General features: G+C 60.9%; 26 protein-coding genes. 19 read left to right on the top strand and 7 right to left on the bottom strand.

Translation table 11 applies throughout. The features are described 5' to 3' along the window. The first annotated feature begins 22 nt into the window (after positions 1-22). The 3 genes from ABOK31_RS19275 to ABOK31_RS19265 all read left to right on the top strand — a co-directional run bounded on the left by ABOK31_RS19275 (position 23) and on the right by ABOK31_RS19265 (position 1856). Positions 23-310, top strand: a complete 288-nt coding sequence (locus tag ABOK31_RS19275; protein WP_349957229.1) for a DUF1330 domain-containing protein — start codon at positions 23-25, stop codon at positions 308-310. 112 nt (positions 311-422) lie between these two features. Further along, on the top strand, positions 423-1403 hold the full coding sequence (locus ABOK31_RS19270) for a complex I NDUFA9 subunit family protein (protein WP_349957228.1): 981 nt from the start codon (positions 423-425) through the stop codon (positions 1401-1403). A gap of 288 nt (positions 1404-1691) precedes the next feature. Then, positions 1692-1856 (top strand): hypothetical protein, encoded by a 165-nt coding sequence (locus tag ABOK31_RS19265; protein ID WP_047628464.1) that lies wholly within the window; start codon positions 1692-1694, stop codon positions 1854-1856. A gap of 68 nt (positions 1857-1924) precedes the next feature. Here ABOK31_RS19265 and ABOK31_RS19260 read toward each other — a convergent pair whose 3' ends face one another. Further along, positions 1925-2722 carry an undecaprenyl-diphosphate phosphatase gene (locus ABOK31_RS19260; RefSeq protein WP_174175772.1) on the bottom strand — a complete coding sequence of 266 codons (798 nt, stop codon included), beginning with the start codon at positions 2720-2722 and terminating at the stop codon, positions 1925-1927. Between the two features lie 150 nt (positions 2723-2872). Here ABOK31_RS19260 and ABOK31_RS19255 point away from each other — a divergent pair, with 150 nt between their 5' ends. The 9 genes from ABOK31_RS19255 (at position 2873) to ABOK31_RS19215 (ending at position 13383) form a co-directional block, all read left to right on the top strand. Next, positions 2873-3565 (top strand): glutathione S-transferase family protein, encoded by a 693-nt coding sequence (locus ABOK31_RS19255; RefSeq protein WP_174175774.1) that lies wholly within the window; start codon positions 2873-2875, stop codon positions 3563-3565. 12 nt (positions 3566-3577) lie between these two features. Then, entirely contained in the window at positions 3578-4735 is a 1158-nt protein-coding gene (gene queG / locus ABOK31_RS19250) for a tRNA epoxyqueuosine(34) reductase QueG (RefSeq protein WP_349957227.1), read from the top strand. Further along, positions 4735-5607: an SDR family oxidoreductase gene (locus tag ABOK31_RS19245; protein WP_174175778.1), complete on the top strand. Its 873-nt coding sequence runs from the start codon at positions 4735-4737 to the stop codon at positions 5605-5607. Before queG ends, ABOK31_RS19245 begins: the two co-directional genes overlap by 1 nt. Positions 5608-6004: 397 nt before the next feature. Beyond that, positions 6005-6373, top strand: a complete 369-nt coding sequence (locus ABOK31_RS19240) for a septal ring lytic transglycosylase RlpA family protein (RefSeq protein WP_174175780.1) — start codon at positions 6005-6007, stop codon at positions 6371-6373. A gap of 206 nt (positions 6374-6579) precedes the next feature. Continuing rightward, on the top strand, positions 6580-7869 hold the full coding sequence (locus ABOK31_RS19235; RefSeq protein ID WP_174175782.1) for an RsmB/NOP family class I SAM-dependent RNA methyltransferase: 1290 nt from the start codon (positions 6580-6582) through the stop codon (positions 7867-7869). Positions 7870-8173: 304 nt separating this feature from the next. Beyond that, positions 8174-9463 (top strand): imelysin family protein, encoded by a 1290-nt coding sequence (locus ABOK31_RS19230; RefSeq protein ID WP_349957224.1) that lies wholly within the window; start codon positions 8174-8176, stop codon positions 9461-9463. Between the two features lie 45 nt (positions 9464-9508). Next, the gene (locus tag ABOK31_RS19225; RefSeq protein ID WP_174175786.1) at positions 9509-11068 is read left to right on the top strand and encodes a di-heme oxidoredictase family protein; all 1560 of its coding nucleotides are present in this window, start codon (positions 9509-9511) and stop codon (positions 11066-11068) included. Next, complete coding sequence (locus ABOK31_RS19220) at positions 11068-12177, top strand: imelysin family protein (RefSeq protein WP_349957223.1); 1110 nt, start codon at positions 11068-11070, stop codon at positions 12175-12177. The genes ABOK31_RS19225 and ABOK31_RS19220 overlap by 1 nt, the downstream gene beginning before the upstream one ends. Positions 12178-12291: 114 nt before the next feature. Next, complete coding sequence (locus ABOK31_RS19215) at positions 12292-13383, top strand: DUF1513 domain-containing protein (protein WP_349957222.1); 1092 nt, start codon at positions 12292-12294, stop codon at positions 13381-13383. 84 nt (positions 13384-13467) lie between these two features. Here the strand turns inward: ABOK31_RS19215 and ABOK31_RS19210 are convergent, their stop codons facing one another. Further along, positions 13468-14541, bottom strand: coding sequence for a DUF2252 family protein (locus tag ABOK31_RS19210; RefSeq protein WP_349957220.1), 1074 nt, complete (start codon positions 14539-14541; stop codon positions 13468-13470). A 161-nt stretch (positions 14542-14702) separates the two neighbouring features. On the opposite strand from ABOK31_RS19210, the gene ABOK31_RS19205 reads away from it, so the two are divergent. The 3 genes from ABOK31_RS19205 (at position 14703) to guaA (ending at position 17469) form a co-directional block, all read left to right on the top strand. Then, positions 14703-15164 (top strand): PaaI family thioesterase, encoded by a 462-nt coding sequence (locus tag ABOK31_RS19205; RefSeq protein ID WP_174175794.1) that lies wholly within the window; start codon positions 14703-14705, stop codon positions 15162-15164. Beyond that, on the top strand, positions 15161-15802 hold the full coding sequence (locus ABOK31_RS19200; RefSeq protein ID WP_174175796.1) for a 5'-methylthioadenosine/S-adenosylhomocysteine nucleosidase: 642 nt from the start codon (positions 15161-15163) through the stop codon (positions 15800-15802). Before ABOK31_RS19205 ends, ABOK31_RS19200 begins: the two co-directional genes overlap by 4 nt. 104 nt (positions 15803-15906) lie before the next feature. Beyond that, complete coding sequence (gene guaA / locus ABOK31_RS19195; RefSeq protein ID WP_174175798.1) at positions 15907-17469, top strand: glutamine-hydrolyzing GMP synthase; 1563 nt, start codon at positions 15907-15909, stop codon at positions 17467-17469. A 109-nt stretch (positions 17470-17578) separates the two neighbouring features. Here the strand turns inward: guaA and ABOK31_RS19190 are convergent, their stop codons facing one another. Then, complete coding sequence (locus ABOK31_RS19190) at positions 17579-18019, bottom strand: hypothetical protein (protein WP_174175925.1); 441 nt, start codon at positions 18017-18019, stop codon at positions 17579-17581. A gap of 317 nt (positions 18020-18336) precedes the next feature. On the opposite strand from ABOK31_RS19190, the gene ABOK31_RS19185 reads away from it, so the two are divergent. Both ABOK31_RS19185 and mug read left to right on the top strand, forming a co-directional pair. Further along, positions 18337-19848: an FAD-dependent monooxygenase gene (locus ABOK31_RS19185; RefSeq protein WP_349957217.1), complete on the top strand. Its 1512-nt coding sequence runs from the start codon at positions 18337-18339 to the stop codon at positions 19846-19848. Positions 19849-19978: 130 nt separating this feature from the next. After that, on the top strand, positions 19979-20560 hold the full coding sequence (mug, locus tag ABOK31_RS19180; RefSeq protein ID WP_349957216.1) for a G/U mismatch-specific DNA glycosylase: 582 nt from the start codon (positions 19979-19981) through the stop codon (positions 20558-20560). A 51-nt stretch (positions 20561-20611) separates the two neighbouring features. Here the strand turns inward: mug and ABOK31_RS19175 are convergent, their stop codons facing one another. Then, on the bottom strand, positions 20612-21568 hold the full coding sequence (locus ABOK31_RS19175) for an alpha/beta hydrolase (RefSeq protein ID WP_349957215.1): 957 nt from the start codon (positions 21566-21568) through the stop codon (positions 20612-20614). 151 nt (positions 21569-21719) lie between these two features. After that, on the bottom strand, positions 21720-22268 hold the full coding sequence (locus ABOK31_RS19170) for an NAD(P)H-dependent oxidoreductase (protein ID WP_349957214.1): 549 nt from the start codon (positions 22266-22268) through the stop codon (positions 21720-21722). Between the two features lie 424 nt (positions 22269-22692). Between ABOK31_RS19170 and ABOK31_RS19165 the strand changes: the two genes are divergently transcribed. Continuing rightward, on the top strand, positions 22693-23067 hold the full coding sequence (locus ABOK31_RS19165) for a DUF4180 domain-containing protein (protein WP_174175933.1): 375 nt from the start codon (positions 22693-22695) through the stop codon (positions 23065-23067). A 17-nt stretch (positions 23068-23084) separates the two neighbouring features. Beyond that, positions 23085-23636, top strand: a complete 552-nt coding sequence (locus ABOK31_RS19160) for a GNAT family N-acetyltransferase (protein ID WP_174175935.1) — start codon at positions 23085-23087, stop codon at positions 23634-23636. A gap of 36 nt (positions 23637-23672) precedes the next feature. Here the strand turns inward: ABOK31_RS19160 and ABOK31_RS19155 are convergent, their stop codons facing one another. Then, positions 23673-24236 carry a methylated-DNA--[protein]-cysteine S-methyltransferase gene (locus ABOK31_RS19155; protein ID WP_349959033.1) on the bottom strand — a complete coding sequence of 188 codons (564 nt, stop codon included), beginning with the start codon at positions 24234-24236 and terminating at the stop codon, positions 23673-23675. 139 nt (positions 24237-24375) lie between these two features. Next, positions 24376-24513: a hypothetical protein gene (locus ABOK31_RS19150; RefSeq protein WP_159444822.1), complete on the bottom strand. Its 138-nt coding sequence runs from the start codon at positions 24511-24513 to the stop codon at positions 24376-24378. Positions 24514-24660: the final 147 nt, after the last annotated feature.

Below are 24660 nucleotides of genomic sequence, written 5' to 3'. Positions count from 1 at the left end.
CAGAACAAGCAGGGAGGAAAACATGGCAAAGGGATATTGGATCGCGCGCGTGGATGTCCGCGACCCCGAACGCTACAAGGACTACGTTGCCGCCGCGAAGCCTGCCTTCGAGAAATATGGCGCGAATTTCCTTGCGCGTGGCGGAGCGTTTACCCCGCTTGAAGGACAGGCGCGCGGCCGCAATGTCGTCATCGAGTTTCCGTCGCTGCAACATGCCGTCGATTGCTACAACTCGCCGGAATACCAGATCGCGGCCAAAATCCGTCAGCAAGTGGCTGATGCTGAAATGGTCGTCGTCAAAGGGGTTTAAACCCTTTGAAAAGCCGACGCTGCAATGCAGCGCGATAGCACTTCACCTCGGCGCTCGGATCGGCTAAGACGAAACCAGATAAGCCCAATCCAAGCCTTTCGAGGAGCCTGCCATGACCCTGTCCAACCTCCCGCCGCTCGTCACCGTGTTCGGAGGATCAGGTTTCATCGGGCGGCACGTCGTGCGTGCGCTTGCCAAGCGCGGCTATCGCATCCGTGTCGCCGTTCGCCGTCCCGATCTTGCCGGTTTCCTGCAGCCACTCGGCAATCTCGGCCAGATTTCGATCGTCCAGGCCAATGTGCGCTATCGTAACTCCATCGACCGCGCCGTCGAAGGCGCCCAGCATGTCGTCAACTGCGTCGGCATTCTCGCCGAAAGCGGTCGCAACACCTTCGATGCCGTGCAGGAATTCGGCGCCAAGGCGATTGCGGAAGCCGCCCGGGGCGTCGGCGCGTCTCTGACGCATATTTCGGCACTCAGCGCCGATGCCAACTCGCCTTCGGCCTATGCGCGCACCAAGGCTCGCGCCGAAACCGCAATCCTGTCGATCAAGCCGGATGCAATCATCCTGCGTCCCTCGATCGTCTTTGGTCCGGAAGACGAGTTCTTCAACAAGTTTGCCGACATGTCGCGCACGGCGCCGTTCCTGCCGCTGATCGGCGGCGGCAAGACGAAGTTCCAGCCCGTCTATGTCGAGGATATCGCCGAATCGGTTGCCCGCAGCGTCGATGGCAAGCTGAAGGCCGGAACGACCTATGAGCTCGGTGGCCCGGAAGTGCTGTCCTTCCGCGAGTGTCTCGAGACGACGCTCTCCGTCATCAGCCGCAAGAAGGCGCTCGTCTCCATCCCCTTCGGCCTTGCCTCGCTGATCGGCTCTGTTGCCTCGCTGGTGCCGCTCATCAAGCCGCCGATCACCGCCGACCAGGTAACGCTTTTGAAGAGCGACAATGTCGTTTCCAAGCAGGCGGAAGCGGAAGGACGCACCTTGAAGGGCATCGGCCTGCTGCCGACGCTGCTCGTTTCCGTGCTGCCGTCTTATCTGGTGCGCTACCGCCCGCAGGGTCAGTTCACAGGCTCCGGCAAAGCCGCCTGACGATTCGGCTACTCTACGAAATTCTTGCGCCGCCCGGTTTCTCCGAGCGGCGTTTTTTATTGCCCTACGAAGACAGAATCGTACTTTAAGGCGCTGGCAAAGCCCCGCCATTCACAGCTTGGCGTTGCTCAAAAGACGCACTCCGGAAATAGTAGCATTAACGTCAAATTTAATATGAACATTTATTGCTATTGCTCATCTCACTGACTAACACAGCCGCGCGTCTCAGGCTTGGACAACAAACCGGTCGGTGGCGCGCTTCACACTTCTGCGGAAAGGCATTCTTCGATGGGCAAGTCTATCGCGCTTCTGTTTGCGTGCGCGGCACTGGTGATTCTCGCAGGCTCCTTCGTGGCTCGCGGCAGCATCGCTTCGATCAAGGGCGAATGTGCGCCGACCTACGGCGTCGACCCCTGCACGACGGGTTCCATCGACGCGTCCTCCCCGAACTGATCGGGCATGAAAAAGGCCGGTTTTCACCGGCCTCACTTTTTCCAGGATTGCAGCACGGGCGATCGGCCTCAGCCGAAATAGAGCCCGATCAGGCCGACCGTGCCGACGGCAATGCGCCACCATGCGAAGGGGGCGTAGCCACGGCGCGACACGAAGTCGAGCAGCGCGCGCACCACAAGCAGCGCCGAGATGAAGGCCATGACGAAGCCGATAACGATCAGCTGACCATCGGCCATGCTGAGATCATGGCGGCTCTTCCACAAATCCAGCGTGAAGGCACCGACCATTGTCGGCATGGCGAGGAAGAAGGAAAATTCCGCGGCCGAACGCTTGTCGGCGCCAAGCAGCAGCGCGCCGACGATGGTCGAACCGGAGCGCGACGTTCCCGGAATCATGGCCAGGCACTGGAAGAAGCCGATCTTGACCGCCATCGGCCAGGAAAACTCATAGGCGCTGGTGTATTTCGGCTTGAACTGGATCTTGTCGACGACAAGGAGAACGATGCCGCCGAGGATCAGCGAGATACAGATCACCAGCGGCGAGTTAAACAGCACGGTCTTGATGAAATCATGCGCCAGCGCGCCGATGACGGCAGCCGGCAGAAAGCCGAACAGGACGGCCAGAACGAAGTGCCGGGCCTTGACGCTGACGGGGAGCGCTTTGGCGATCTGGACGAGGCGATTGAAATAGACGAGCAGAATGGCGAGAATCGCGCCGAGCTGGATCAAAACTTCAAAAGTGCCGGCCGATTTGAAGCCGAGAAAATGTCCGAGCAATATCAGATGGCCCGTCGAGGAGACCGGAATGAACTCCGTAAGCCCCTCCACAAGGCCTAAAACCAACGCGATAATAATTTGTTCAGCCATATCGTGTCCTTTGTCTAACGGCAGGGCGGCCCGATTCGCTTGTGCAAACTAGGCCAAGATCCTATAGCTTCAACCGATGACAAATGACTAGGGCCGCAAAATCGCGACCCAAAAGACTCCATAGCATCAATCAGAAACACCCGAGTACCAATGCCGACGCTGTATCATCACCCAATGTCATCTTCCTCCCGGTTCGTTCGTCTGATCCTGACGGAATATGGCTATCAGACGGAGCTGATCGAGGAACAGACCTGGGAAAAGCGACGCGATTTCCTGGCGCTGAACCCTGCCGGCACCCTGCCTGTCTATGTCGATGACAGCATGCGGGCGCTCTGTGGCGCCTCGGTCATTTCCGAATATCTCGACGAGACCCATGGCGTCTTGAAGCGCGACCGCCGGCTTCTCGCCGAAGATCCGTTCCAGCGCGCTGAAATCCGCCGGCTGACGGAATGGTTCATGCAGAAGATGGAGCAGGATGTGACCCGGCCGCTGACGCGCGAACGCGTCTTCAAGCTGCAGATGACCGCTGAACAGGGCGGCGGTGCTCCCGATTCCAAGGTCATGCGCATGGCGCGCGGCAATATCCGTCAGCACATGAAATATCTGTCCTGGCTGGCGGGTTCGCGGCAGTGGCTGGCCGGCGAGCGGCTGAGCTATGCCGATCTTGCCGCTGCGGCCTCGGTTTCCGTGCTAGATTATCTGGGCGAGATCGACTGGACGGAATCGCCGGTCGCCAAGGAATGGTATCAGCGGCTGAAGTCGCGCCCGTCCTTCCGGCCGCTCCTGGCGGAGCGCGTGCGTGGTGTCACCCCGGTCTCGCACTATGCCGATCTGGATTTCTGACGAGGGCTTGATATGCCCGATGATCGCGAAACGGAAAGAGCTAACAAGCGCCGGAAAGCATTGACCGCGTTCCTGCGGGAAGAAGCGCGCGCCCAAGGTTTCGATCTCTGTCGCATCACCAAACCCGACGCTATCCCCGAGGCTCCTGTCAGGCTCGGTCAGTTTCTGGACAAGGGCCATCACGGCACCATGGGCTGGATGGCGGAGACACGCGACCGCAGAGGCGATCCGCGCGTGCTCTGGAGCGAGACGCGCTCCATCGTCGTCTTCGGCCTCAACTACGGCCCGGACGAAGATCCACGCGGCATTCTGGAGAAGAAGGACAAGGCGGCGATATCGGTCTATGCCCGAAACCGCGATTATCACGACATCATCAAGGGTAGGCTGAAAGAGATCGCCACTCGCTTCGCCGCGCGCTCGAAGGAAGACGTCAAAGTCTTCGTCGACACAGCACCCGTTATGGAGAAGCCACTCGCCGGTGCGGCCGGTCTCGGCTGGCAGGGCAAGCACACCAATCTCGTCAGCCGCGCCTTCGGCTCCTGGCTCTTCCTCGGCTCGATGTTCACCACGGCTGATCTCGAGCCAGACGAGCCCGAGGTCGACCATTGCGGCTCCTGCCGGGCCTGTCTCGACGTCTGCCCGACATCGGCCTTCCCGGCGCCCTATCAGCTCGATGCGCGCCGCTGCATTTCCTATCTCACCATCGAACACAAGGGGCCGATTGACCCAGAGCTGCGGTCGATGATCGGCAATCGCATCTATGGCTGCGATGACTGCCTTGCCGCCTGCCCCTGGAACAAGTTCGCAAGCGCCGCCTCGGAAATGAAGCTGGTCGCGCGGGACGATCTCAAGGAACCGTCGATCACCTTTCTGCTTGATCTGGACGATGCGACCTTCCGCACATTCTTCAGCGGCTCGCCTGTCAAGCGCATCGGCCGCGACCGGTTTATTCGCAATGTGCTCATCGCGGCAGGCAATTCCGGCGAGCGCTCTCTTATAGAGAGATGCCGCCAATTGGCTGGAGACCCCTCGCCCGTCGTGCGCGGAATGGTGATCTGGGCGCTGTCGCGGCTGATGACGGCTGGCGAATTCAACGCATTTGCGGCACAAAGAGGCGACGAAGCGGACGAAGAGGTTCGCGCCGAATGGGCATTGGCGGGAGTATTATGATGCATGTGATGATTTTCGGCTGCGGCTATTCCGGAACGGCCATCGCCAAGGCCTTCGCCGGCTCCGGCATCCGCATCACCGGCACGACCCGCTCCGCCGACAAGGCGGCATTATTGACGAAGGAAGGCATCGAAGCCTTCGTCTTCGACGGCGAGACGCTCGATCCGGCTCTGGCCGAGACGATGGCCACAGCGACGCATCTGGTGCAATCGATCGCGCCGGGCAAATCCGGCGATCCGCTTCTACGGCTGGCGCAGCTCAATCTCAAGGCTCTGATGCCGAAGCTGGAATGGATCTGCTATCTCTCGACCGTCGGCGTCTATGGCGACCACAAGGGTGCCTGGGTCAGCGAACAGACATCGCTGCATCCCATCGCAGACCGCTCGGTTGAACGGGTAGAAGCTGAAGACGGCTGGCTGCGGGTCGGCATCAGGCTTAATCTTCCCGTCGCGGTCCTTCGGCTTTCCGGCATTTATGGCCCGGGCCGCAATGCCTTCTGCAATCTGGAAAAAGGAACCGCGCGGCGGCTCATCAAGGCGAACCAGGTGTTCAATCGCATCCGCGTCGAAGATATCGGCGCCTGCGGCCGCTTCCTGTCCGCGCGCAAACTCGGCGGCATATATAATGTCACCGACGACGAACCCGCGCCGCCGCAGGATGTCGTTGCCGAGGCTGCCCGCCTGATGAGTGTCGAGCCGCCGCCGGAACAACCCTTCGAAACCGCCGAGCTGACGCCGATGGCACGCTCTTTCTATGGCGAGAACAAGCGCGTTTCGAACGCGAAATTGCGCGCGCTCGGCTTCCAGTTCCGCTACCCAGAGTATCGCATGTCGCTTGCCGAACTCTGGTCCTCCGGAGAGTGGCGCGGCTGAGAGGCCACCCTTCACACCAAGCGGAATCGCATGAAAATTCCTACTTAGCCGGCTGCTCTAGTTCAATTTGCTCCGCATTTATGGTTAACGACCTCTAAAATTGCACAAATGCGGCAGCGATTATGGCAAAGCCGGAAAATTATTTTTCGGATTTTCGTGATCTCCAGCACTGATGGGCCTCGCCGAGAAAATTCATTTCATTTTTAACTGATTTTATTAGGTTTTTTCCACAATCAAGCAAATCTACTGAATAGTCACAGTATTTGCCGAAAATCACAAATGTTACAGTCTGTAACATTCCGTGATTATCGGTGGCACTTTTTCGCCATTTTTGGCCTGATTTAAGCCCCGCCGCCTACCCAAGGCGCAAGTTCAATAGCTTGAGGGAAAAATCGGTTTGAAGAAAATCGCACGTTCTTTGGCAATCGCCGCAACTATATCCGCCTCCATTGCTGTCGTTTCGACACCGGCATTTGCATCCGCTGGCTGCGGAGGCGCTTCATGGTACGGGGGAAGCTCCCGAACTGCTTCCGGGGAACGTATGAGTTCCAAAAATCTTACTGCAGCCCACCGCTCGCTCGCCTTCGGCACGCGCCTCCGGGTCACCAACAAGCACAATGGCCGCAGTGTCGTCGTTCGCATCAACGACCGTGGACCTTTCATTCGCGGACGTGTTCTCGATCTTTCCCGCGCTGCTGCTCAGAACATCGGCATGGTCGCTTCGGGTACCGCCAAGGTCTGTTACGAGGTTGTCGCCTCGAAGTAATCGCCGGGAGCCGGAACCACCGGCAAATCGGCATGACGCTTGCTCTCTCGGCCAATCGCGGCTACCACGCGATTGAGACGTCTCAAAATCCGCCGCCATGGGCATTGTTTGCGCGGATCGGCGAGCCGTCAGCGGTTTTGGCAGGGCGCAGATTCCCAAGATGAGCTCCAACGGGTTCCGGGTCATGCGCAAGCAGGAGAGTGTGAATGCGTCTGGGCGGCCGATTGCAGGGGGCCATCGAAGTTCTTGCCGATATCGAAGCGCGCAAGCGACCGGTGGCCGATGCCCTGAAGGATTGGGGCCTTGCCCATCGCTTCGCCGGGTCCGGCGACAGGGCCGCGATCGGCAATATCGTTTATGACGCCCTACGCATGCGCCTATCCCACGCGTGGCTGATGGGAGACGACAGCCCCTCGGCACTCGCCCACGCCGTCCTCTTTCGTCAATGGGGCCTGACGCCCGAGGCGCTGGCTGCCGAACTCGACGGCGATAAATTCGCCCCCGAAGCTCCGAGCGCCGAAAATCTGACTGCCTTTGCAGCCCGCAAACTCGAAGATGCCCCTCTCCATATCCAAGGCGACATTCCCGAATGGGTCGAACCTTCCTTCAACCAAGCCTTCGGCGATGGCTGGCTTTCGGAGGCACAGGCCCTTTCAGAACGCCCGACGCTCGACCTTCGCGCCAATGCGCTGAAGGCCGACCGCGCCAAAGTCGTGAAGGCGTTGGAGCGCGCCGGCGGGCAGGCATCAAAAATCGCGCGGTTCGGCATCCGCATTCCCGCCGGCGAAGGCGCGTCCCGCCTGCCGAACGTTACCGCCGAGCTCTCCTTCCAGAAGGGCTGGTTCGAGGTGCAGGACGAAGGCTCGCAGATCGTCGCCGATCTGGTTCTGCCTGAAGAAGGCGACCAGGTGCTCGATTATTGCGCCGGCGGTGGCGGCAAGACGCTCGCCATGTCGGCTGCGATGCACAACAAGGGCCAGGTCCACGCCTATGACAGCGACCGGCGGCGGCTGGCGCCGATCATCGAGCGGCTGAAGCGGGCCGGCACCCGCAATGTCCAAGTCCACGACGAGCGCAACAGCCTGCTCCAACTACGCGGCAAGTTCGACAAGGTGTTGGTCGACGCGCCCTGCACCGGCACGGGCACCTGGCGGCGCCGTCCCGATACCAAGTGGCGGTTGACGCAGAAAAATCTCGACGAGCGCACCAGCCAGCAGCAGGAAGCGCTGGCTCAAGCCGGCGAATTCGTCCGGCCCGGCGGCGCGCTGCTCTATGTCACTTGTTCAGTCCTGCCGGAAGAGAACGAGGCGCAGGTGAACCGTTTCGTCGCCCATAATCCGGACTTCGAAGTGGTGGAAACATTGAGCTCCTGGGGCAAACTGTTCGGCAAGGATGCCCCGCAGCCCCGTTCCTCCGACGGCAAGACCATTACGCTGACACCCGCCTCCACCGATACGGACGGCTTCTTCTTCTGCCGCCTGCAGCGGAAGATGTGAGCTGAGCTCCGCGCGCAACGGAACTGTCGCTCCGAGAATGACTGTTTCAGTCTAGTGGTGATCGAACTGGCGATTATGGCCAGGCGGTCATGCCGTCGTCACCTTGCTTCGATTGCCCGGCCAACAACCTGCCAAGCGTACATCCGCACATTTGCAGGCGAATCCATTCCGCAGGCGGCGCCTGGATCCATCACCTCTCGCCTTAAAATCATTCTAAACTAGAGCGTTTGACACAAGTTTGTTTTTCATACATGACACAAATTGCCAAGTTTTGACGGTGCCCCCGCTGTCACAGGAGAGGAACATGAAACTGAAAAACAAAATTGGCGCCGCGCTCGCGGTGGCCGTTGTCACGACTGCGGCCTACGGCCTGCCGGCTTTCGCAGCCGCTCCCGAGCCGGCTGCCGTTCTCAAGCATTATTCGGAACTGGCACATGCCAAATATCAGGACTCCCTGACGACGGCGAAGGCGCTCGACAAGGCCATCGACGCCCTGATCGCCAATCCAAGCGACAAGACGCTGAAGGCCGCCCGCGCCGCCTGGATCAAAGCTCGCGTTCCCTATGCACAGACGGAAGTCTATCGCTTCGGCAATCCGATCGTCGACGACTGGGAAGGCAAGGTGAACTCCTGGCCGCTGGACGAAGGCCTGATCGACTATGTCGACGCCTCCTATGGCACCGAAAGCGATGAAAACGCACTCTATGTCGCCAACGTCATCGCCAACAAGACGATCAAGATCAACGGCAAGGATGTCGACGCCTCGCATCTGACGCCGGAATTCCTGTCGGGCACGCTGCATCAGGCTGGCGGAGTCGAAGCCAACGTTGCGACCGGCTACCACGCCATCGAATTCCTTCTGTGGGGCCAGGACCTGCACGGCACCGGACCGGGCGCCGGCGAACGCCCCGCCACCGACTACGATCTGAAGAATTGCACGCACGGCAATTGCGACCGCCGTGCCGAATATCTGAAATCCGCCTCGACGCTGCTCGTTTCGGACCTGCAGGACATGACCGACAAGTGGGAGCCGGATGGCGAAGCCACCAAGCATGTCGAAGCCGATCCGAAGGCCGGTCTCACCACCATCCTGACCGGCATGGGCTCGCTCTCCTATGGCGAGCTTGCCGGCGAGCGCATGAAGCTCGGCCTGCTGCTGCACGATCCGGAAGAAGAGCAGGATTGCTTCTCCGACAACACCTATAACGAGCACAATGGCGACGCCATCGGCATCGCTTCGGCCTATAACGGCAACTATACCCGCGTCGACGGCACCAAGATGAAGGGTCCGTCGCTGCACGATCTGGTCAAGGCCAAGGACGCAGCGCTCGACAAGGAGATGGAAGGCAAGCTCGACACCACGCTTGCTGCCATGAAGGCGCTGGTGCATCGCGGCGAGACGGTCGAGAAGTACGACCAGATGATTGGCGAAGGCAACAAGGAAGGCAACGCCACTGTGCAGAAGGCCATCGACGGCCTGCTCGACCAGACGAAGAGCATCCAGCGCGTCATCGCCGCTCTCGACCTCGGCACGATCAAGCTCGAAGGTTCGGACAGCCTGGACAACCCGAACGCCGTCTTCACGAAGAAGTAATAAGGGAGGGCGGCAGCGCGACAAGGCGCTGCCGCCCCAATACCCATGACAGGTTTACCGGCCAATCGCGCCCTTTTGCCCGCCATCGCCGCGGGTTTTTTGGTTTTTTCCATCACGCTGGCAGCCGCCGATATTCTCGATTTTCCGACCACGCGCGGCGATCTCTCTGCCGAAGAGCTGAAGCGTGTGCGCGACGTGACCCGCGCTACCAGCAACTTTCTCAAGGCCGAACCCTATGAAACGATGCAGGGCGGCGGTCTGACCTCGATCGACAAGGTCACGCGCGATACTTTCTCCCAGCCCTCGGCCAAGCTAGACCAGGAGCAGGGGCAGGATTTTCATCTCGGCAACGCGCTCTTTCGCAAGCTTTGGGTCTCCGCCCCCTCCTCCACCCAGGCCTCCGACGGGCTGGGACCGCTGTTCAACGCCCGCTCCTGCCAGAGCTGCCATATCCGCGATGGACGCGGTCATCCGCCTGAAGAAGCGAGAACTGCCGCGACCTCGATGGTCCTGCGCCTTGCACGGCCCGCCGTGACGCCGGAGGAGCAGCAGGCCGTCAAGGATTTTCACGCGCTGAACTTCCCGGATTCCACCTATGGCGCGCAGCTTCAGGACCTCGCCGTTCCCGGCCTTTCAGCCGAAGGCAAGGTGACTGTCAGCTATGGCGAGGAGACGGTGACGCTTGCCGGCGGGGAAGCCGTGACCTTGCGCAAGCCGCATTATGGCATCAGCGATCTCGCCTACGGGCCGATGGACACCAGCACCACGCTTTCAGCGCGCATCGCGCCGCCGATGATTGGTCTTGGCCTGATCGAAGCCATTCCGGACGCCGATATCCTTGTCAATGCCGACCCGGACGACAAGAAGGGTACCGGCATTCGCGGCCGCCCCGCCATTGTCCGCGATCACCGGACCGGCCAACTCGCGCTCGGGCGTTTCGGCTGGAAGGCCCAGAATGCAACCGTGCGCGACCAGGTGGCCGATGCCTTCTCCGCCGACATCGGCATCTCGACGCCTGATCGGCCGAACCCTTATGGCGATTGCACGCCCAAGGAAGCTCGCTGCCTGACCATGCCGAACGGCGTACAGAAGCGGCTGGGGGACACCGAGGCCCCGGACCCGGTGCTCCCTCTCGTTACCTTCTACTCCGAAAATCTTGCCGTGCCGGCCCGACGCATGACGAGCCAGTCCGCCGTGCTGCATGGCAAGGACATGTTCTACCGCTCGGGCTGTGCCGCCTGTCACACGCCAAAATTCGTCACGCGCGATGGCCTCAAAGGTAGCGACGGCAAGCCGTCGCCGCAGGCCTTCCAGCTGATCTGGCCCTATTCCGACTTCCTGCTGCACGATATGGGCGAAGGCCTTTCGGATGGGCAGCAGGTGGGCGTGGCATCCGGTCGCGATTGGCGCACACCGCCGCTCTGGGGTATAGGCCTCACGCAGACGGTGAGCGGCCAGCAAGCCTACCTGCACGACGGCCGCGCCCGCACATTGACCGAAGCCATCCTCTGGCATGGAGGAGAGGCGGAAAAAGCCCGCAACGCATTCGCCGGTCTTTCGAAAGACGACCGGCAAGCCCTGATCAACTTTCTGGAGTCCCTTTGATGCACCACTGGAAACGTCTTGCAGCCAGCCTCCTGCTTACCGTTGCGGCCTTGCCTGCTCACGCCGAGGATGCGACGGCCAATGGCGCCGGCCTGAACGAAGCCGCCGTACCGGCGACTCTGCAAAAGGCGGTCGATGATGTGATCCGCCCCGGTTACCGCGCCATGCACGACTCCGCCTCGAAACTGACAACGGCGATAAAGGCGCTCTGCGCCGACCCGACGGATGCGACGCTTTCCGGCGCGAAGTCGGCCTTCGGCGATACGGTGAAGAGCTGGTCGCGCATCGAGATCGTCGATACCGGCCCCATCATCGAAAAGAACCGCTTCGAACACATCCTCTTCTATCCCGACCGCAAGGGCGTCGGCCTCAAGCAGGTGCAGGCGCTGATCGCCAAGGCGGACGAAAACGACACGACCGTCGAGGCCGTCGCCGGCAAGAGCGTGGCGCTGATGAGCATGACGGCGTTGGAATATGTGCTCTTCGGCAACGGTTCGGATGTTCTCGGCAGGGACAAGCAGAGCTTCCGCTGCCGCTATGGCGCCGCTGTCGCCGGCAATATCGAAAATACGGCCAAGGAAATCGCCGACGAGTGGGATGCGCCCGGCGGCGTGCAGAAATCCTGGAAGTTTCCCGGCAAGGACAGCAATGACTTCATGGACAACAAGGAGGCCGTCACCGCCCTGCTCGGTATCCTCGTGCATGGCGCGGCCAATGTTCGCGACCAGCGGCTGGAAACCTTCTACAAGGGCGATCCGGCAACGGCCCGGCCGAAGATGGCGATCTACTGGCGCTCGGCCAACACCTGGACCTCGTTCACGGGTAATATCGAGGGTCTGAAGACGCTTTGGGAAAAGGCCGACATGGCAAGCCTGCTGCCGGCGGACAAGCGCGCTGTCGCCACCAAGATCGACGGCCTGCTGAACGAGCTTGCGACGACGGCACCGACAATCAACCCGGATATCGAGACGGCTATCGGCAACGATGCCGAGCGCGCCAAGATCGACAAGCTGCTCGCCGTCAGCCGCGACCTTGCCACCAGCTTCAGCGACCAGTACGGCGGCGCCATCGGGCTTTCGGCCGGTTTCTCCTTCGCGGACGGAGACTAGAACATGATGCCGAAAAGTGTTTGCGGTTTTCGGGCGACATCATGTTCTACTTCTTCGATTTTAGAGCGGATGATTTTAGGTCGAACAGACCTAAAATCATCCGGCTCTGGGCGCATGCGCAGCGGCCTGATCGATCGGAGAGCTTTCGTCAAGGCAGCGGGGCTGACCTTCCTCGCAGCGCTGAAGCCCGGCGCCTTGATGGCGCTGGAGCGGGCGGATGCGGTCTACGCGTCCGGCCTCCGCGCGGCCGACGGCTCCTTCGCCGTGGCGACCGTGACCGAAGAGGGCCGCATCATCGATCAGGTGGCGCTGCCCGCCCGGGCTCATGGCATGGCATTCTCGAAGGCGACCGGCAAGACCGTCGCCTTCGCACGCCGGCCCGGCACCTATGCGATGATCTTCGATCCCTGGAACAAGGGAGAGCCGATCGTCATCGCCGCCAGGGAAGGCCGGCACTTCTACGGGCATGGCACGTTTTCGCCCGATGGCAGGCTGCTCTATGCCAGCGAGAACGATTTCGACAGGAATCGCGGCATCATCGGGCTTTACGACAGCGGCAACCGCTTTGCCCGCATCGGCGAATACGAAACCTATGGCGTCGGCCCACATGACATGACGGTTTCCGATGACGGCCGGTTCCTGATCGTTGCCAATGGCGGCATTGAGACCCATCCGGATTTCGGCCGCACCAAGCTCAACCTCGATCATATGGAACCGTCGCTGACACTGATCGATGCGGCAAGCGGCCGGCTGATCGAGAAACATGTTTTGCCGCCGCAATATGCCCAGGTCTCGACCCGGCATGTCGATATCGATGCGAGCGGCCGCGTCTGGTTTGCGTGCCAGTATGAGGGCCATCGCAACGACCTGCCGCCGCTCGTCGGCCATTTCGCGCGGGGCGAGGACCTGAGCTTCGTCACCCTGCCCGACGATACGACGCGGGCGCTTGGAAATTACGTCGGTGCCATTGCCGTCAATCGTGCCGAAAACCTCGTCGGCGTGACTTCCCCGATCGAGGGGACCTCGGTGACGCTGGATGCGAAGACGGGCAAGGTGCTGAAGGTAGAGAGCATCGCTGACGCCGCCGGTATTGCGCCGGCTCCTCGCGGGTTCGCCGTTTCTTCCTATGACGGTGATTTCCTGGCTGAGCATAGCAATGTCGCGTGGGATCAGCATATCGTGCGGATCAAGCGGCCTGCGGCCTGACGGAGTAGGTTTTTCTCGCTCATCGGATGGAATTGAGTTTGCTGAGCCTCCGATACCTCCGCGAACCCAGGTTCCAACACCTCATCACCGCCGGGCAAACTCCGCCTGCTCCGCCGTGACTGCCACGGCGGCCGCCTTGGCGGCCATACGCAGCCAATCGGAGCCGCGGGCATCGAGATCGGCCAGAATGCCGGGAATAAGCGAAGCGTCGTTGGCGTGGCAATTGGCGATTTCGAAACCCATCAGATCCAGCATATTGGGCGACAGCAGCACCTCGGCATCGCCTTCGACCTCGATCTTGCGGCTGTTCGGCGACAGGCGGCGCACCAGCAAGCTACCACTCACCTGATAGCGTGGATCGGACGAGCGCGCCCGCCCACCGGCGATAACACCCGTGCGGATCGTCTTGTTCGAGGGGTCATGCTTCAGCGACCAGCCGGATTGCAGCAAAGCCTTGACCTCGCGCAGCACCGGCCCGCCGTGCCATTCGACATAGGCGACGAAGCGTGGCCGGCCGAGGCTGCCCGTGCCGGCGAGACGCGGCTTCGGCTCGAATGCGGTTGCCGGGTCGGGTAAAGCCTTTTGCAGCGCCTTGAGGTAACGATCGGCGACCGGGCCGTTTGCCGGCGGCAGGTTGCGATATTTTTCCCAGAAAGCCTTGCGTTCGGCATTCGGCAGCAGCACGGCATTGCGCAGCCATTTGTAATCGCGCTCGAGGATGATGGGCGACGGCTCGCGCAAGCCGCGTCGATAGCCGGCAAGGATGCTGTCGGCAACCACGCGCGGCGTCGGACCATCCTCGCTGCGCGCCAAAATGGCGCTCGTTGCCAAACGCACGAGATCGAGTGCATAGGGCATGACGGCCGCCTCGTCGAAGTCATTCGCACCCCAGACGAGCCGCCCCTCCTCGTCACGCCAGGTGCCGAAATTTTCCAGATGCGTATCGCCGATCGCCAGCAGCTGCGGCGCGGACTTGAGCTCGGGGCAGACGTCGAGGATGGTTTCGGCCCAGCGCCAATAGGTGCCGCGCAGGAAGGAGAAGCTGTCGGCCTTCATCAACTTGTTTTTCTTATCCAGCCCAAGCTCGACCAGATCGGCGCCGAGCTGCGCCCGCATCCAGGTCTCATAGGCTGTCACCGATTGCCGGATCGTCGTCATCTGCGCCCTCGCACAAGCTTGATTGCTTCGGATAACACGGCGATCCCATCGTGGAAATTCGATGTCTGAATGCCAGGACGGTACACCTCTCCTTTTCCACCGGATAACCCTTGTCCAAACCGCCTCTCCGTGCCAATTTCGCACCCGCGAAAGGGGACGGCATGACAGGGGCAGACGAGACGGGGAGCAGCGGCGACTTTCGGACCCGCATCCGAACGAGCTTCGAGCGGCAGGCGGCGATGGCAACGATCGGCGCGGAGCTGACGCGCGTCGAGCACGGCACGGTCGAGATCGAGCTGCCCTTCGATATCAAGCTGACGCAGCAACACGGCATCCTGCACGCCGGCATCATCGCCGCAGCGCTGGATTCGGCCTGCGGCTTTGCCGCCTACAGCGTCATCGATCCCTCCGCATCGATCCTCACGATCGAATTCAAGATCAATCTGATGTCGCCCGGGCGCGGCGAGCGCTTCCTGTTTCGCGGCGATGTCACCAAGCCCGGCACGACGATCATCGTCGCCGACGGGCGCGGCTACGCCATCGGCGATGGGCCGGCCAAGCTGATTGCCTCGATGACGGGAACGATGATGGTCATCCGGGGCAGAGAGGGAATTAGCGGATGAAATTCGAATTGAAGCGGGTATCGGGCAAATCGATCCTGTTCGTCATGGCGGCCGAGGCCGAGTATGGACCCTTCCTGCGCTCGCGCATCGATCCGCTGATGACGGGCGTCGGCCCGGTCGAGGCGGCAATCGCGCTCACCCGCGCCTTCGCCCAGCTCGAAGCCCAGGGTGATCTTCCCGATCTCGTGGTGTCGCTCGGCTCGGCCGGCTCCGCCAAACTGGAGCAGACGGAGGTCTATCAGGTCACCTCCGTTTCCTATCGCGACATGGATGCTTCGCCGCTCGGCTTCGAGAAGGGTCGCACGCCCTTCCTCGATCTGCCGGCGACGATCGAACTGCCGCTGCGTATCCCCACCATCGCCGAAGGCAGCCTTTCGACGGGCGCCAATATCGTCTCCGGCGCGGAAGCCTATCAGCGCATCGGCACAGACATGGTCGATATGGAAACATTTGCTGTCCTGCGCGTCTGCCAGACCTATGGCCTGCCGCTGATCGGTCTGCGCGGGATTTCCGACGGCCAGGTCGAGCTGCAGCGCATTTCCGACTGGACGGAATATCTGCATGTGATCGACCGCAAACTGTCCTACGCTGTCGACGGGCTGTTTACCGCACTGGAAGACGGGGTATTCTGGTTCTGACAGGCTGGAAACCAAGTAGAAGCAGAGACAATCGGGACAATAAAATCGGCTTGCGCTTGATTTGCCCGATTGCCAGGGAAAGCGCTTTTCTTTAAAGGCTCGCCATGACCCAGACAGCACATCCAGACACCGTTCTCATCGTCGATTTTGGCAGCCAGGTGACGCAGCTCATCGCGCGGCGTGTGCGCGAAGCAGGCGTCTACTGCGAAATCGTTCCCTTCCAATCCGCCGAAGCCGGCTTCAAGCGGCTAGAGCCGAAAGCCGTGATCCTCTCCGGCAGCCCGGCATCGACCGTGGACGAAGGCTCGCCGCGAGCGCCGCAGATCATCTTCGACAGCGGCATCCCTGTCTTTGGTATCTGCTACGGCCAGCAGACCATGTGCATGCAGCTCGGCGGCAAGGTCGAAAGCGGCCATCATCGCGAATTCGGCCGCGCCTTCCTCGAAGTCGACAAGGATTGCGCCCTCTTCGAAGGACTTTGGTCGAACGGCTCGCGCCATCAGGTCTGGATGAGCCATGGCGACCGCGTCACCGCGCTGCCTGATGGCTTCGAGGTGGTCGCCACCTCTTCGAACGCACCTTACGCCTTCATCGCCGACGAGAAGCGTAAATATTACGGCGTGCAGTTCCATCCGGAAGTCGTGCATACGCCCGATGGCGCCAAGCTGATCGGCAACTTCATCCATAACATCGCCGGCATCAAGGGCGACTGGTCGATGTCGGCCTATCGCGCCAAGGCGGTGCAGGCGATCCGCGATCAGGTCGGCGACAAGCGCGTCATCTGCGCACTGTCAGGCGGTGTCGATTCCTCCGTTGCCGCATTGCTGATCCACGAGGCGGTCGGCGACCAGCTAACCTGCATCCTCGTCGACCACGGCCTTATGCGCAAGGACGAGGCGGCAAACGTCGTTGCCATGTTCCGTGAGCACTACAATCTGCATTTGCTGCATGTCGACGCGTCCGATCGCTTCATCGGCGAGCTGGAAGGCGTTTCCGATCCCGAGACCAAGCGCAAGATCATCGGCCGCCTCTTCATCGAGACCTTCGAGGAAGAAGCCAAGAAGCTTGGCGGCGCCGATTTCCTCGGCCAGGGCACGCTCTATCCCGATGTCATCGAGAGCGTTTCCTTTACCGGCGGTCCCTCTGTCACCATCAAGTCGCACCACAATGTCGGCGGTCTGCCCGAGCGTATGAAGATGCAGCTCGTCGAGCCGCTACGCGAACTCTTCAAGGACGAAGTGCGCGCGCTCGGTAAGGAGCTCGGCCTGCCCGACAGCTTCATCGGCCGCCATCCCTTCCCCGGCCCCGGCCTCGCCATCCGCTGCCCGGGCGGCATCACTCGCGAGAAGCTGGAAATTCTGCGCGAAGCCGATGCCATCTATCTCGACGAGATTCACAAGGCCGGCCTCTACGACGCCATCTGGCAGGCATTTGCCGTGCTCTTGCCGGTCCAGACCGTCGGCGTCATGGGCGATGGCCGCACCTACGAATTCGTCTGCGCGCTGCGCGCCGTGACATCAGTCGACGGCATGACGGCGGATTTCTATCACTACGACATGGAATTCCTCGGCCGCGCCGCGACCCGCATCATCAACGAAGTCCGCGGCATCAACCGCGTGGTCTACGACGTCACGTCGAAGCCGCCCGGCACGATCGAGTGGGAATAAGAAGAAGGGCGATCGCCCTTCTTGGGTAGCTTTCTTGGGAACGAAGGCCTGATCGCCAATTCCGCAAATCAGGCCTCCGGGCAACAGTCATGAGGGCGCAATTGCGCCCTTACTTCACCGTGATGCTCAAGCCGCTGATGTCGGCATTGACCTGCAGGCCGACCTGCCTGCCCGTCAGTTCGAGCTGGGCGCCCTTGTCATTGGTCATGACGATCATCTGAGCGCCTTTGCCGATTGCGCCGCCGCCGCCGGCGGCACCGTAAACCCCGCTCACATCCCGGGCGCGGCGAATATGGCGCACCGTACCCTGGAAATAGGTCTTGGAAGCCCCGAAGGCGAGACCGCCGGAGATGCCGCCGATCGAAACCGGATAGCGTTTGCCATGGAAGGTCAGCGTGCCCTCGCCGCCGGAGCCGCCGACGAAGAAAGCCGCCTTGTAGACGGAGAAACGGATCGTGCCGCTATCGGCATGCGCGGCGCTGGCGAAGCCAATTCCTGCGGCAGCGATGGCGGCAACCGCGACTGAACGAAATCCAGACGAAATCTTCATGATGAGCTGTTCCTCAAAATGCGCCGCTTCCCCAGCCGGCCGGGCACGACGTCAGCGTCGTATCAAAGTTAGAGATAAACGATCTCGCACGATCTTTAGTTCCAAAGCACGTTAATAACAACGCGTTAGGACGCATGCAAATAATCGGATGGGAACGAGGGGCAGACGCTTCGCGATGAGTTTCGCTGATCGATGTCTGACTATGAAGAAACGGAATCACTCCCTCTAGTCTACATATGTGGCACACAAGGGGCTTGCTTCAAGACCCAGCTCCTCTCGTATAACCGCCGGCGCAAACCAGAAGCGGGAGCGCGGACATGGATGTACCTGTTACGAAACATGCGGTGGTTATTGCCGGCGGAGGTCCGACGGGCCTCATGCTGGCGGGCGAATTGGCCTTGGCGGGTGTAGACGTGGCCATAATCGAGCGACGTGCCGATCAGGAGCTCGTCGGCTGGCGTGCCGGCGGTCTGCATGCACGCACCATCGAGATTCTCGATCAGCGCGGCATTGCCGGTCGGTTCCTCTCGCAGGGGCAGATAGCCCAGGTCGCCAGCTTTGCCTCGGTACGCCTCGATATCAGCGACTTTCCCACCCGGCACAATTACGGCCTGGGGCTACGCCAGAAACACATAGAACGCATCCTGGCCGACTGGGCTGGCGAACTCAACGTGCCGATCCACTACGGCCTTGGCGTCAGCGGTTTCATACAGGATGACGATGGAGTCGATGTTCAGCTTTCCAATGGGACAACGCTACGAGCGAACTATCTCGTCGGATGCGACGGAGGACGCAGCCTGATCCGCAAGGCAGCGGGCATCGACTTCCCAGGATGGGATGCAACTGTCAGCAATCTGATCGCCGAGGTGGACATGGCCGAGGAGCCGGAGTTGGGCATTCGTCATGACGCACTCGGCATGCATTCCCTCGGCAGGTTCGAATATGAAATCCGCGATGGCAAGATCATCTACCCGGATGAGGGGCCGGTCGGGGTGATGGTGACCGAGCGGCAGTTGAAAACCTCGAGCGAGCCGACGTTCAGCGATCTCCGCGACGCTCTTGTCGCCGTGTACGGCACCGACTACGGCGCCCATAACCCCAGCTGGATTTCCAGATTTACTGATGCGGCGCGACAGGCAGCATCCTATCGCAAGGGTCGCGTGCTGCTTGCCGGCGACGCCGCGCATATCCATCCCCCGGATGGCGGACAGGGCCTCAATATCGGCGTACAGGATGCCGTGAACCTTGGATGGAAACTGGCCCAGGTGGTCAAGGGCATGTCGCCGGAAAGCCTGCTCGATACATACTGCACCGAACGCCATCCGATCGCCGCCCGCGTGCTGCGCAACACCCTGGCCTCCGTCGCGCTTCGCCGGCCCGACGAACGCACGAAGATCCTGCGCGACACGGTAGTCGAATTCCTCGGCATGGACGAGCCGTGCAGACGATATGCTGCCATGATGTCCGGCCTGGACATTCATTACGACCTTGGCGAAGGGCATCCGCTGCTTGGGCGCCGTATGCCCGATCTGGATATCGCCACCGCCGATGGACCGCTGCGGGTCTTTTCACTGCTGCCCAATGCCCGGCCCTTGCTACTCAATCTCGGCAAACCCGACAGCTTCGATATCGCGCCGTGGGCAGATCGGGTGCAACTGATCGACGCCCAATATGCCGGACCATGGGAGCTTCCGGTGATCGGCACCATTGACGCACCCACTGCAGTCCTAATTCGGCCAGACGGATATGTGGCCTGGGTTGGAGAGCCAACCCGGCTGGGGCTCCCAGAGGCGCTGACCACGTGGTTCGGGCCGCCCACGGTTGCGTGATGCGCCCAGGCCGGCATCATTCGGACAGCCAACGACAGATCAAGCCTGGTCAGCCCGTGGCGGTTCGGCCGTTTATCGGCTAGCGTGACGAAAGCGCCGCGCTAGCCGCCGCTCCCGCAGGAAATCAGATATGCAGGATGATGCGCCAACGAAGATCATGAATGAGCCGATCGAGATCACGGAGCAGGCGAGCGGGCTCGCCGAGATTCTGGCCCCTCATCTCTCCGTGGTCTTCTGCGGATTGAACCCCGCGCTTACCGCGCATCGCGACGGGCATAATTTTTCCAACCGCAGCAACCGCTTCTGGCGAGTGTTGCACCTTGCCGGCTTCACCCCTCGCCTGCTGCGGGCGGAGGAAGAGCGCGAGATGCTGCAATACGGCCTCGGTCTGACGTCAGCTGTCTCCCGCCCGACGAAAAGTGCCAGCGAGCTGAAGAAGAGCGATTACATTGCCGCTGCACCTGTGCTCGAAGAGAAGATCAGGAGGCTTGCGCCGGCAAATCTGGCATTTCTCGGCAAAGCTGCCTATGCCGCCATCAGCCTGCGACCCGATGTCGAATGGGGCAGGCAACCAGAGGCGTTTGCGGGCACCACGATCTGGGTCCTGCCCAATCCGAGCGGCCTCAACCGGGCTTTCGATCTGGCGAAACTAACGGAACATTATCGCGAGGTGAGGCTGGCGATTGAACGCGAAAGGGATCTCATCAAATAGCCGACGCTTCCCGGTCGGCCGGCGATCACCCAAGCCGGACTGTCGTCACGATCAGTTATCCTTTTGCGGATCAAGCACGCCGATCGTGTGCAGCCACTGTTCCGCCAGCACCGGCCAGTGACTGATGGGAAACTTTGTGGGACGAAGACCGAAGGCGTGGCTGCCTTGCGCGTATAGATGCATTTCCGTGGGGACGCCGGCTTTCTGCAATGCGATATAGTAGACGAGCGATTGCTCCACACCATCGACATGGTCGTCTTCGGCCTGCAACAGGAAGGTTGGCGGGGTGTCGGCGCTGACGTGGATGTCCGGGCGCAGGCTCATGTCTGCCTCGTTTCGGGTGGCTTTGTCCTCATCCTCATGCACCCATAGATGGCCGGGATAGAGGGCCATGGCGAAGTCCGGCCGGCAGCTCAACTTGTCGGCATCGTCGACCGGCGCATATGTTCGCTGCGAGAAATGCGTACTGAGCGCGGCAACGAGATGTCCACCGGCGGAAAAGCCGATGACGCCGATCTTGTGGGGATCGACATGCCACTGCGCGGCGTGCTGGCGCACCAGCCCCAGCGTGCGCTGGGCGTCCTGCAGAGCCGTTTGCACCTTCGGATAGTGGCGCTGTCCTTTTTCCCATGTGGGGCCTGAATTAGGCACCCGGTACTTGAGCAGAACGCAGGTGACGCCGCGCGAGGTCAGCCAGTCGCAGATTTCCGTGCCCTCCAGGTCCATCGCCAGAACCTTGTACCCTCCACCCGGGAACACCACCACGGCCGCGCCCGTGTTGCGCCCCGCGGGGGCGTAGACGGTCATCGTCGGCTGGGTGACATCCGTGACCGTCGCCGAGCCGGGAAGAACAGATTCGGGCTTCGCATTGGGCAGCGCGTCCGGCACCGCGCCGGGCCAGATCGGCACCTGGACATGACCGGGTGGCGGTTGCCAGGTAGCTGACTGTGCTGGCGAATATGCACCAACGAGCGTGAGGAGAGAAATTACGACGATCGATTTCTGCATGGCACGACATGCCTCGCTGGGGAGCACCAATTCGTATTGATGAACAAAATCCACTCACCCTCGATGATGATCGATTGTAGCTTTATCATGGCCTCAATCAGGCGCACTGCGCCGATCAATCGGGAAAGCCGATGCGGCAAGGATTGCACGCTCAGCCGCGACCCAACTCGCCGAAAGCCTGTTCAAGCATCGGCTGCCACTCGGCAAATTCCGTCGGCGGGTGCACCTCGCCGGCATTCGCTTCGATGCGGGTACGCGACAGGGTGAAGCCGGGCATGGTTTCGGTGGGCTTCATCTTCAATCCAGTCAGCACCTGATGAAGCTGGGCGGCGCATTTATTGCCACCATGACCGCCATAGGAGACGATCATCGCCGGCTTGCCTGCCCACTCCCGATAGAGGTGATCGAGCGCGTTCTTCAATACGGCCGGATAGCCCCAATTATACTGCGGGCTGACGAAGACGAAGGCATCGCCGCTCATGATCTTTTCGCTCCAGGCCTTGGTGAGATCGGTGCGATAATCACCCGTGGCCGGGATGCTGGGTTCGCCGTCCATCGGTAGGGGCCAGTCACGCAAATCGACGATCTCGAATTCGGCCGACAGGAGCTCGCGCCCGACCGAGGTCACCCATTTGGCGACAGCGGGGCATATGCGGTTCGGCCGGACACTGCCGACGATGACGAGGATTCTGGATGCCATGGTGTTTGCTCCATATATGTGCATAATACACTTAATTGAAGCCGACCGGCCTTGTAAAGGTGCAAAATACACGCTTTCCCAATGAGCTGCCAATTGGCCATGCTGCTAAGAGAGTGATGGGACCATGGCCTGACCCGAGGTGCCTACCCCGCCTGGCCAACAGGCCGGGCAGATATGCTCATATAGCGGGAAAGCAGATGCAGGTTGCGGCCAAGCGACATGCCGATGAAGCCGGCCCAGATTGCGGCGCAAGCGATGGAACGAAGGGGCGGAAAACCAGGCGGCATGGGTTACGACGACGGCGATTTTCCAGCCGCTGACGTGGCTCTAGGATCCGAATGCCCCACATGATAGCTATTGCCGGTCGATCACACGGAACGATAGCGGAAACTCCTATTTCAATAGCGGGCAAAATCGAACCAGCATGTACACAGTCAAAGAATTCTCCGGCCGAAAAATCGTCATCGGCGATGACAACGGTCCACTTCTCGCCAGCGAGAGGGACGTGAATGACTGGATCAGCGCTGTATGGGATGCCGAAGCCCAGTTGGTGGTCGTGCCGACATCGCGGCTGAGCGAAGACTTCTTCCAGCTCTCGACCCGCATCGCCGGCGCGATCATCCAGAAATTCGTCAACTATCGCGCCCAGCTCGTCATCATGGGCGACATCTCCCGATGGGTCGCGGGCAGTAACGCCTTGCGCGATTTCGTCTACGAGTCCAACAAGGGGCGTGAGGTCTGGTTCCTGCCCGATCTGGATGCGGTTGCGCAGCGCCTGCAGCAGAATACCCAAAGCTAAATCAAAGGTCTGCCTTTATGGAAGCGACGCTTTCCCCGCCGAGACTGGAAACCGAACGGCTTGTCCTGACCGGACATACGCTCGATGATTTCGAGCCGCTTGCCGGCATGTGGAGCGATCCGCTGGTCGTGAAGCATATTTTCGGCAATGTCGTCTCCACCTCCAGGGAGTCATGGATGCGGATGCTGTCCTATCACGGCCTTTGGCCGCTGCTTGGGCATGGCTATTGGGCGATCCGCGAGAAATCCTCCGGCCGCTATGTCGGCGATCTCGGCTTTGCCGATTTTCACAGGGTGATGGAGCCGCCGATCAAGGGCATTCCGGAGGCAGGCTGGGCATTGGCGGCATGGGCACATGGCAAGGGCTTTGCCACAGAAGCTTTGGCAGCAGCCGTTGCCTGGCTCGACCAGCAGCCGCGATTTGACCGCAGCGTCTGTCTGATCTCGCCCGACAATACCGCTTCGATCCGTGTTGCCGAAAAGGTAGGCTATTGCGATCCGAAGCCGATCCGCCTCAACGACAAGCAGACGCTGTTGTTTTCCCGCGCCCGGCAAGCATCAGAAAAATAGAGCGAGCGGCCGAAGCCTCCCGCCCCGCTTCGTTACCTAAAACGCCAGCGACTGCTGCACCGGCTTCGGCGGCGCAAGCTGGACGCCTTCCAGCTCCAGCATGCGGGCCTTGGAGTTGGAGCCGCCTGGCGCGGAAAAACCGCCGATCTTGCCGCCTGCCGCCAGAACGCGGTGGCAGGGGATAATGAGCGCCACCGGGTTTTTCGCCATGGCCTGTCCGACATCGCGTGCGGCTTCCGGCCCGGCGCCAAGCTGCTTGGCCAATGTTCCGTAGGTTGTCGTGTGGCCCCAGCCGACCTGCCGGGCGGCATCATAGATCTGCTTGAAGAATGCATCTTGCTCGCCGAGGTCGAGCGTGACGTCGGAAAAGTCGATCTCCTCACCGGCGAAATAGCGCTTCACCTTGGCGACCGCCTCAGCGACCTGCGAGGTCGGCGTGCCGGGCTGCGCATTCGGCAAGCGGCGCAGAAGCAGGCGTTCGGTCGCGCCGGCGTCCTTGGTCGGCAATTGAAAGCGCAGCACGCCGACATCATTCCAGGCGATGCCGCAGAAGCCGCCAGCAGTTTCGAAGATCAGATAAGTCTGCCTTGTCTCGTTCATGACGAAAGCTCCCGTGTTTCCACTTGTCATGAAAATCGTCCTTGGGAGCCTCGAATTCAACCCGATTCTTGCAAAGAACGAGAATTGCCACCGTTTTAACGGCGATGGAATGCCGCTGAGACGGTCACAGGCACAAGTATCAATATCCGCCACCAGTCGGAGGGGCGTTCAGCGTCATGCCGCCGCCAGAATTGCGCTCACCCGAAGTAGAGCAAGAAGCAATGCCAAGGCCGATGAGAGCGAGAACAATGGCTGCGGCGACTGATCTGGTGAACATGGCTGTGATTCCTGTTGGTGAGAATGGGCACGAAGGCCCGAACCTGGAATGAACAGATCAAGCAGACCTTTTATTCGATCGCTTTTTTAAAATGGCGCTCACAGCCGGGCGCTCTGTCAATCCATTATATGTTCTTGATTTGTTCTT

The organism is Rhizobium sp. ZPR4 (assembly GCF_040215725.1).
GTDB lineage: Bacteria > Pseudomonadota > Alphaproteobacteria > Rhizobiales > Rhizobiaceae > Rhizobium > Rhizobium rhizogenes_D.
Note: the sequence above shows the minus strand (reverse complement) of the source record. Positions and strands in the feature narration are given on the sequence as shown.

Bases quoted from the DNA above. Each gene is read 5' to 3' on its own strand.
- ABOK31_RS19270 (WP_349957228.1), top strand. From the start codon at position 423: ATGACCCTGTCCAACCTCCCGCCGCTCGTCACCGTGTTCGGAGGATCA.
- mug (WP_349957216.1), top strand. From the start codon at position 19,979: ATGCAGGATGATGCGCCAACGAAGATCATGAATGAGCCGATCGAGATC.
- ABOK31_RS19160 (WP_174175935.1), top strand. From the start codon at position 23,085: ATGGAAGCGACGCTTTCCCCGCCGAGACTGGAAACCGAACGGCTTGTC.
- ABOK31_RS19165 (WP_174175933.1), top strand. From the start codon at position 22,693: ATGTACACAGTCAAAGAATTCTCCGGCCGAAAAATCGTCATCGGCGAT.
- ABOK31_RS19185 (WP_349957217.1), top strand. From the start codon at position 18,337: ATGGATGTACCTGTTACGAAACATGCGGTGGTTATTGCCGGCGGAGGT.
- ABOK31_RS19210 (WP_349957220.1), bottom strand. From the start codon at position 14,541: ATGACGACGATCCGGCAATCGGTGACAGCCTATGAGACCTGGATGCGG.
- ABOK31_RS19150 (WP_159444822.1), bottom strand. From the start codon at position 24,513: ATGTTCACCAGATCAGTCGCCGCAGCCATTGTTCTCGCTCTCATCGGC.
- ABOK31_RS19260 (WP_174175772.1), bottom strand. From the start codon at position 2,722: ATGGCTGAACAAATTATTATCGCGTTGGTTTTAGGCCTTGTGGAGGGG.
- ABOK31_RS19205 (WP_174175794.1), top strand. From the start codon at position 14,703: ATGACAGGGGCAGACGAGACGGGGAGCAGCGGCGACTTTCGGACCCGC.
- ABOK31_RS19175 (WP_349957215.1), bottom strand. From the start codon at position 21,568: ATGCAGAAATCGATCGTCGTAATTTCTCTCCTCACGCTCGTTGGTGCA.
- ABOK31_RS19255 (WP_174175774.1), top strand. From the start codon at position 2,873: ATGCCGACGCTGTATCATCACCCAATGTCATCTTCCTCCCGGTTCGTT.
- ABOK31_RS19275 (WP_349957229.1), top strand. From the start codon at position 23: ATGGCAAAGGGATATTGGATCGCGCGCGTGGATGTCCGCGACCCCGAA.
- ABOK31_RS19235 (WP_174175782.1), top strand. From the start codon at position 6,580: ATGCGTCTGGGCGGCCGATTGCAGGGGGCCATCGAAGTTCTTGCCGAT.
- ABOK31_RS19220 (WP_349957223.1), top strand. From the start codon at position 11,068: ATGCACCACTGGAAACGTCTTGCAGCCAGCCTCCTGCTTACCGTTGCG.
- ABOK31_RS19265 (WP_047628464.1), top strand. From the start codon at position 1,692: ATGGGCAAGTCTATCGCGCTTCTGTTTGCGTGCGCGGCACTGGTGATT.
- ABOK31_RS19190 (WP_174175925.1), bottom strand. From the start codon at position 18,019: ATGAAGATTTCGTCTGGATTTCGTTCAGTCGCGGTTGCCGCCATCGCT.
- ABOK31_RS19170 (WP_349957214.1), bottom strand. From the start codon at position 22,268: ATGGCATCCAGAATCCTCGTCATCGTCGGCAGTGTCCGGCCGAACCGC.
- ABOK31_RS19225 (WP_174175786.1), top strand. From the start codon at position 9,509: ATGACAGGTTTACCGGCCAATCGCGCCCTTTTGCCCGCCATCGCCGCG.
- ABOK31_RS19215 (WP_349957222.1), top strand. From the start codon at position 12,292: ATGCGCAGCGGCCTGATCGATCGGAGAGCTTTCGTCAAGGCAGCGGGG.
- ABOK31_RS19155 (WP_349959033.1), bottom strand. From the start codon at position 24,236: ATGAACGAGACAAGGCAGACTTATCTGATCTTCGAAACTGCTGGCGGC.
- guaA (WP_174175798.1), top strand. From the start codon at position 15,907: ATGACCCAGACAGCACATCCAGACACCGTTCTCATCGTCGATTTTGGC.
- ABOK31_RS19200 (WP_174175796.1), top strand. From the start codon at position 15,161: ATGAAATTCGAATTGAAGCGGGTATCGGGCAAATCGATCCTGTTCGTC.
- ABOK31_RS19230 (WP_349957224.1), top strand. From the start codon at position 8,174: ATGAAACTGAAAAACAAAATTGGCGCCGCGCTCGCGGTGGCCGTTGTC.
- ABOK31_RS19245 (WP_174175778.1), top strand. From the start codon at position 4,735: ATGCATGTGATGATTTTCGGCTGCGGCTATTCCGGAACGGCCATCGCC.
- queG (WP_349957227.1), top strand. From the start codon at position 3,578: ATGCCCGATGATCGCGAAACGGAAAGAGCTAACAAGCGCCGGAAAGCA.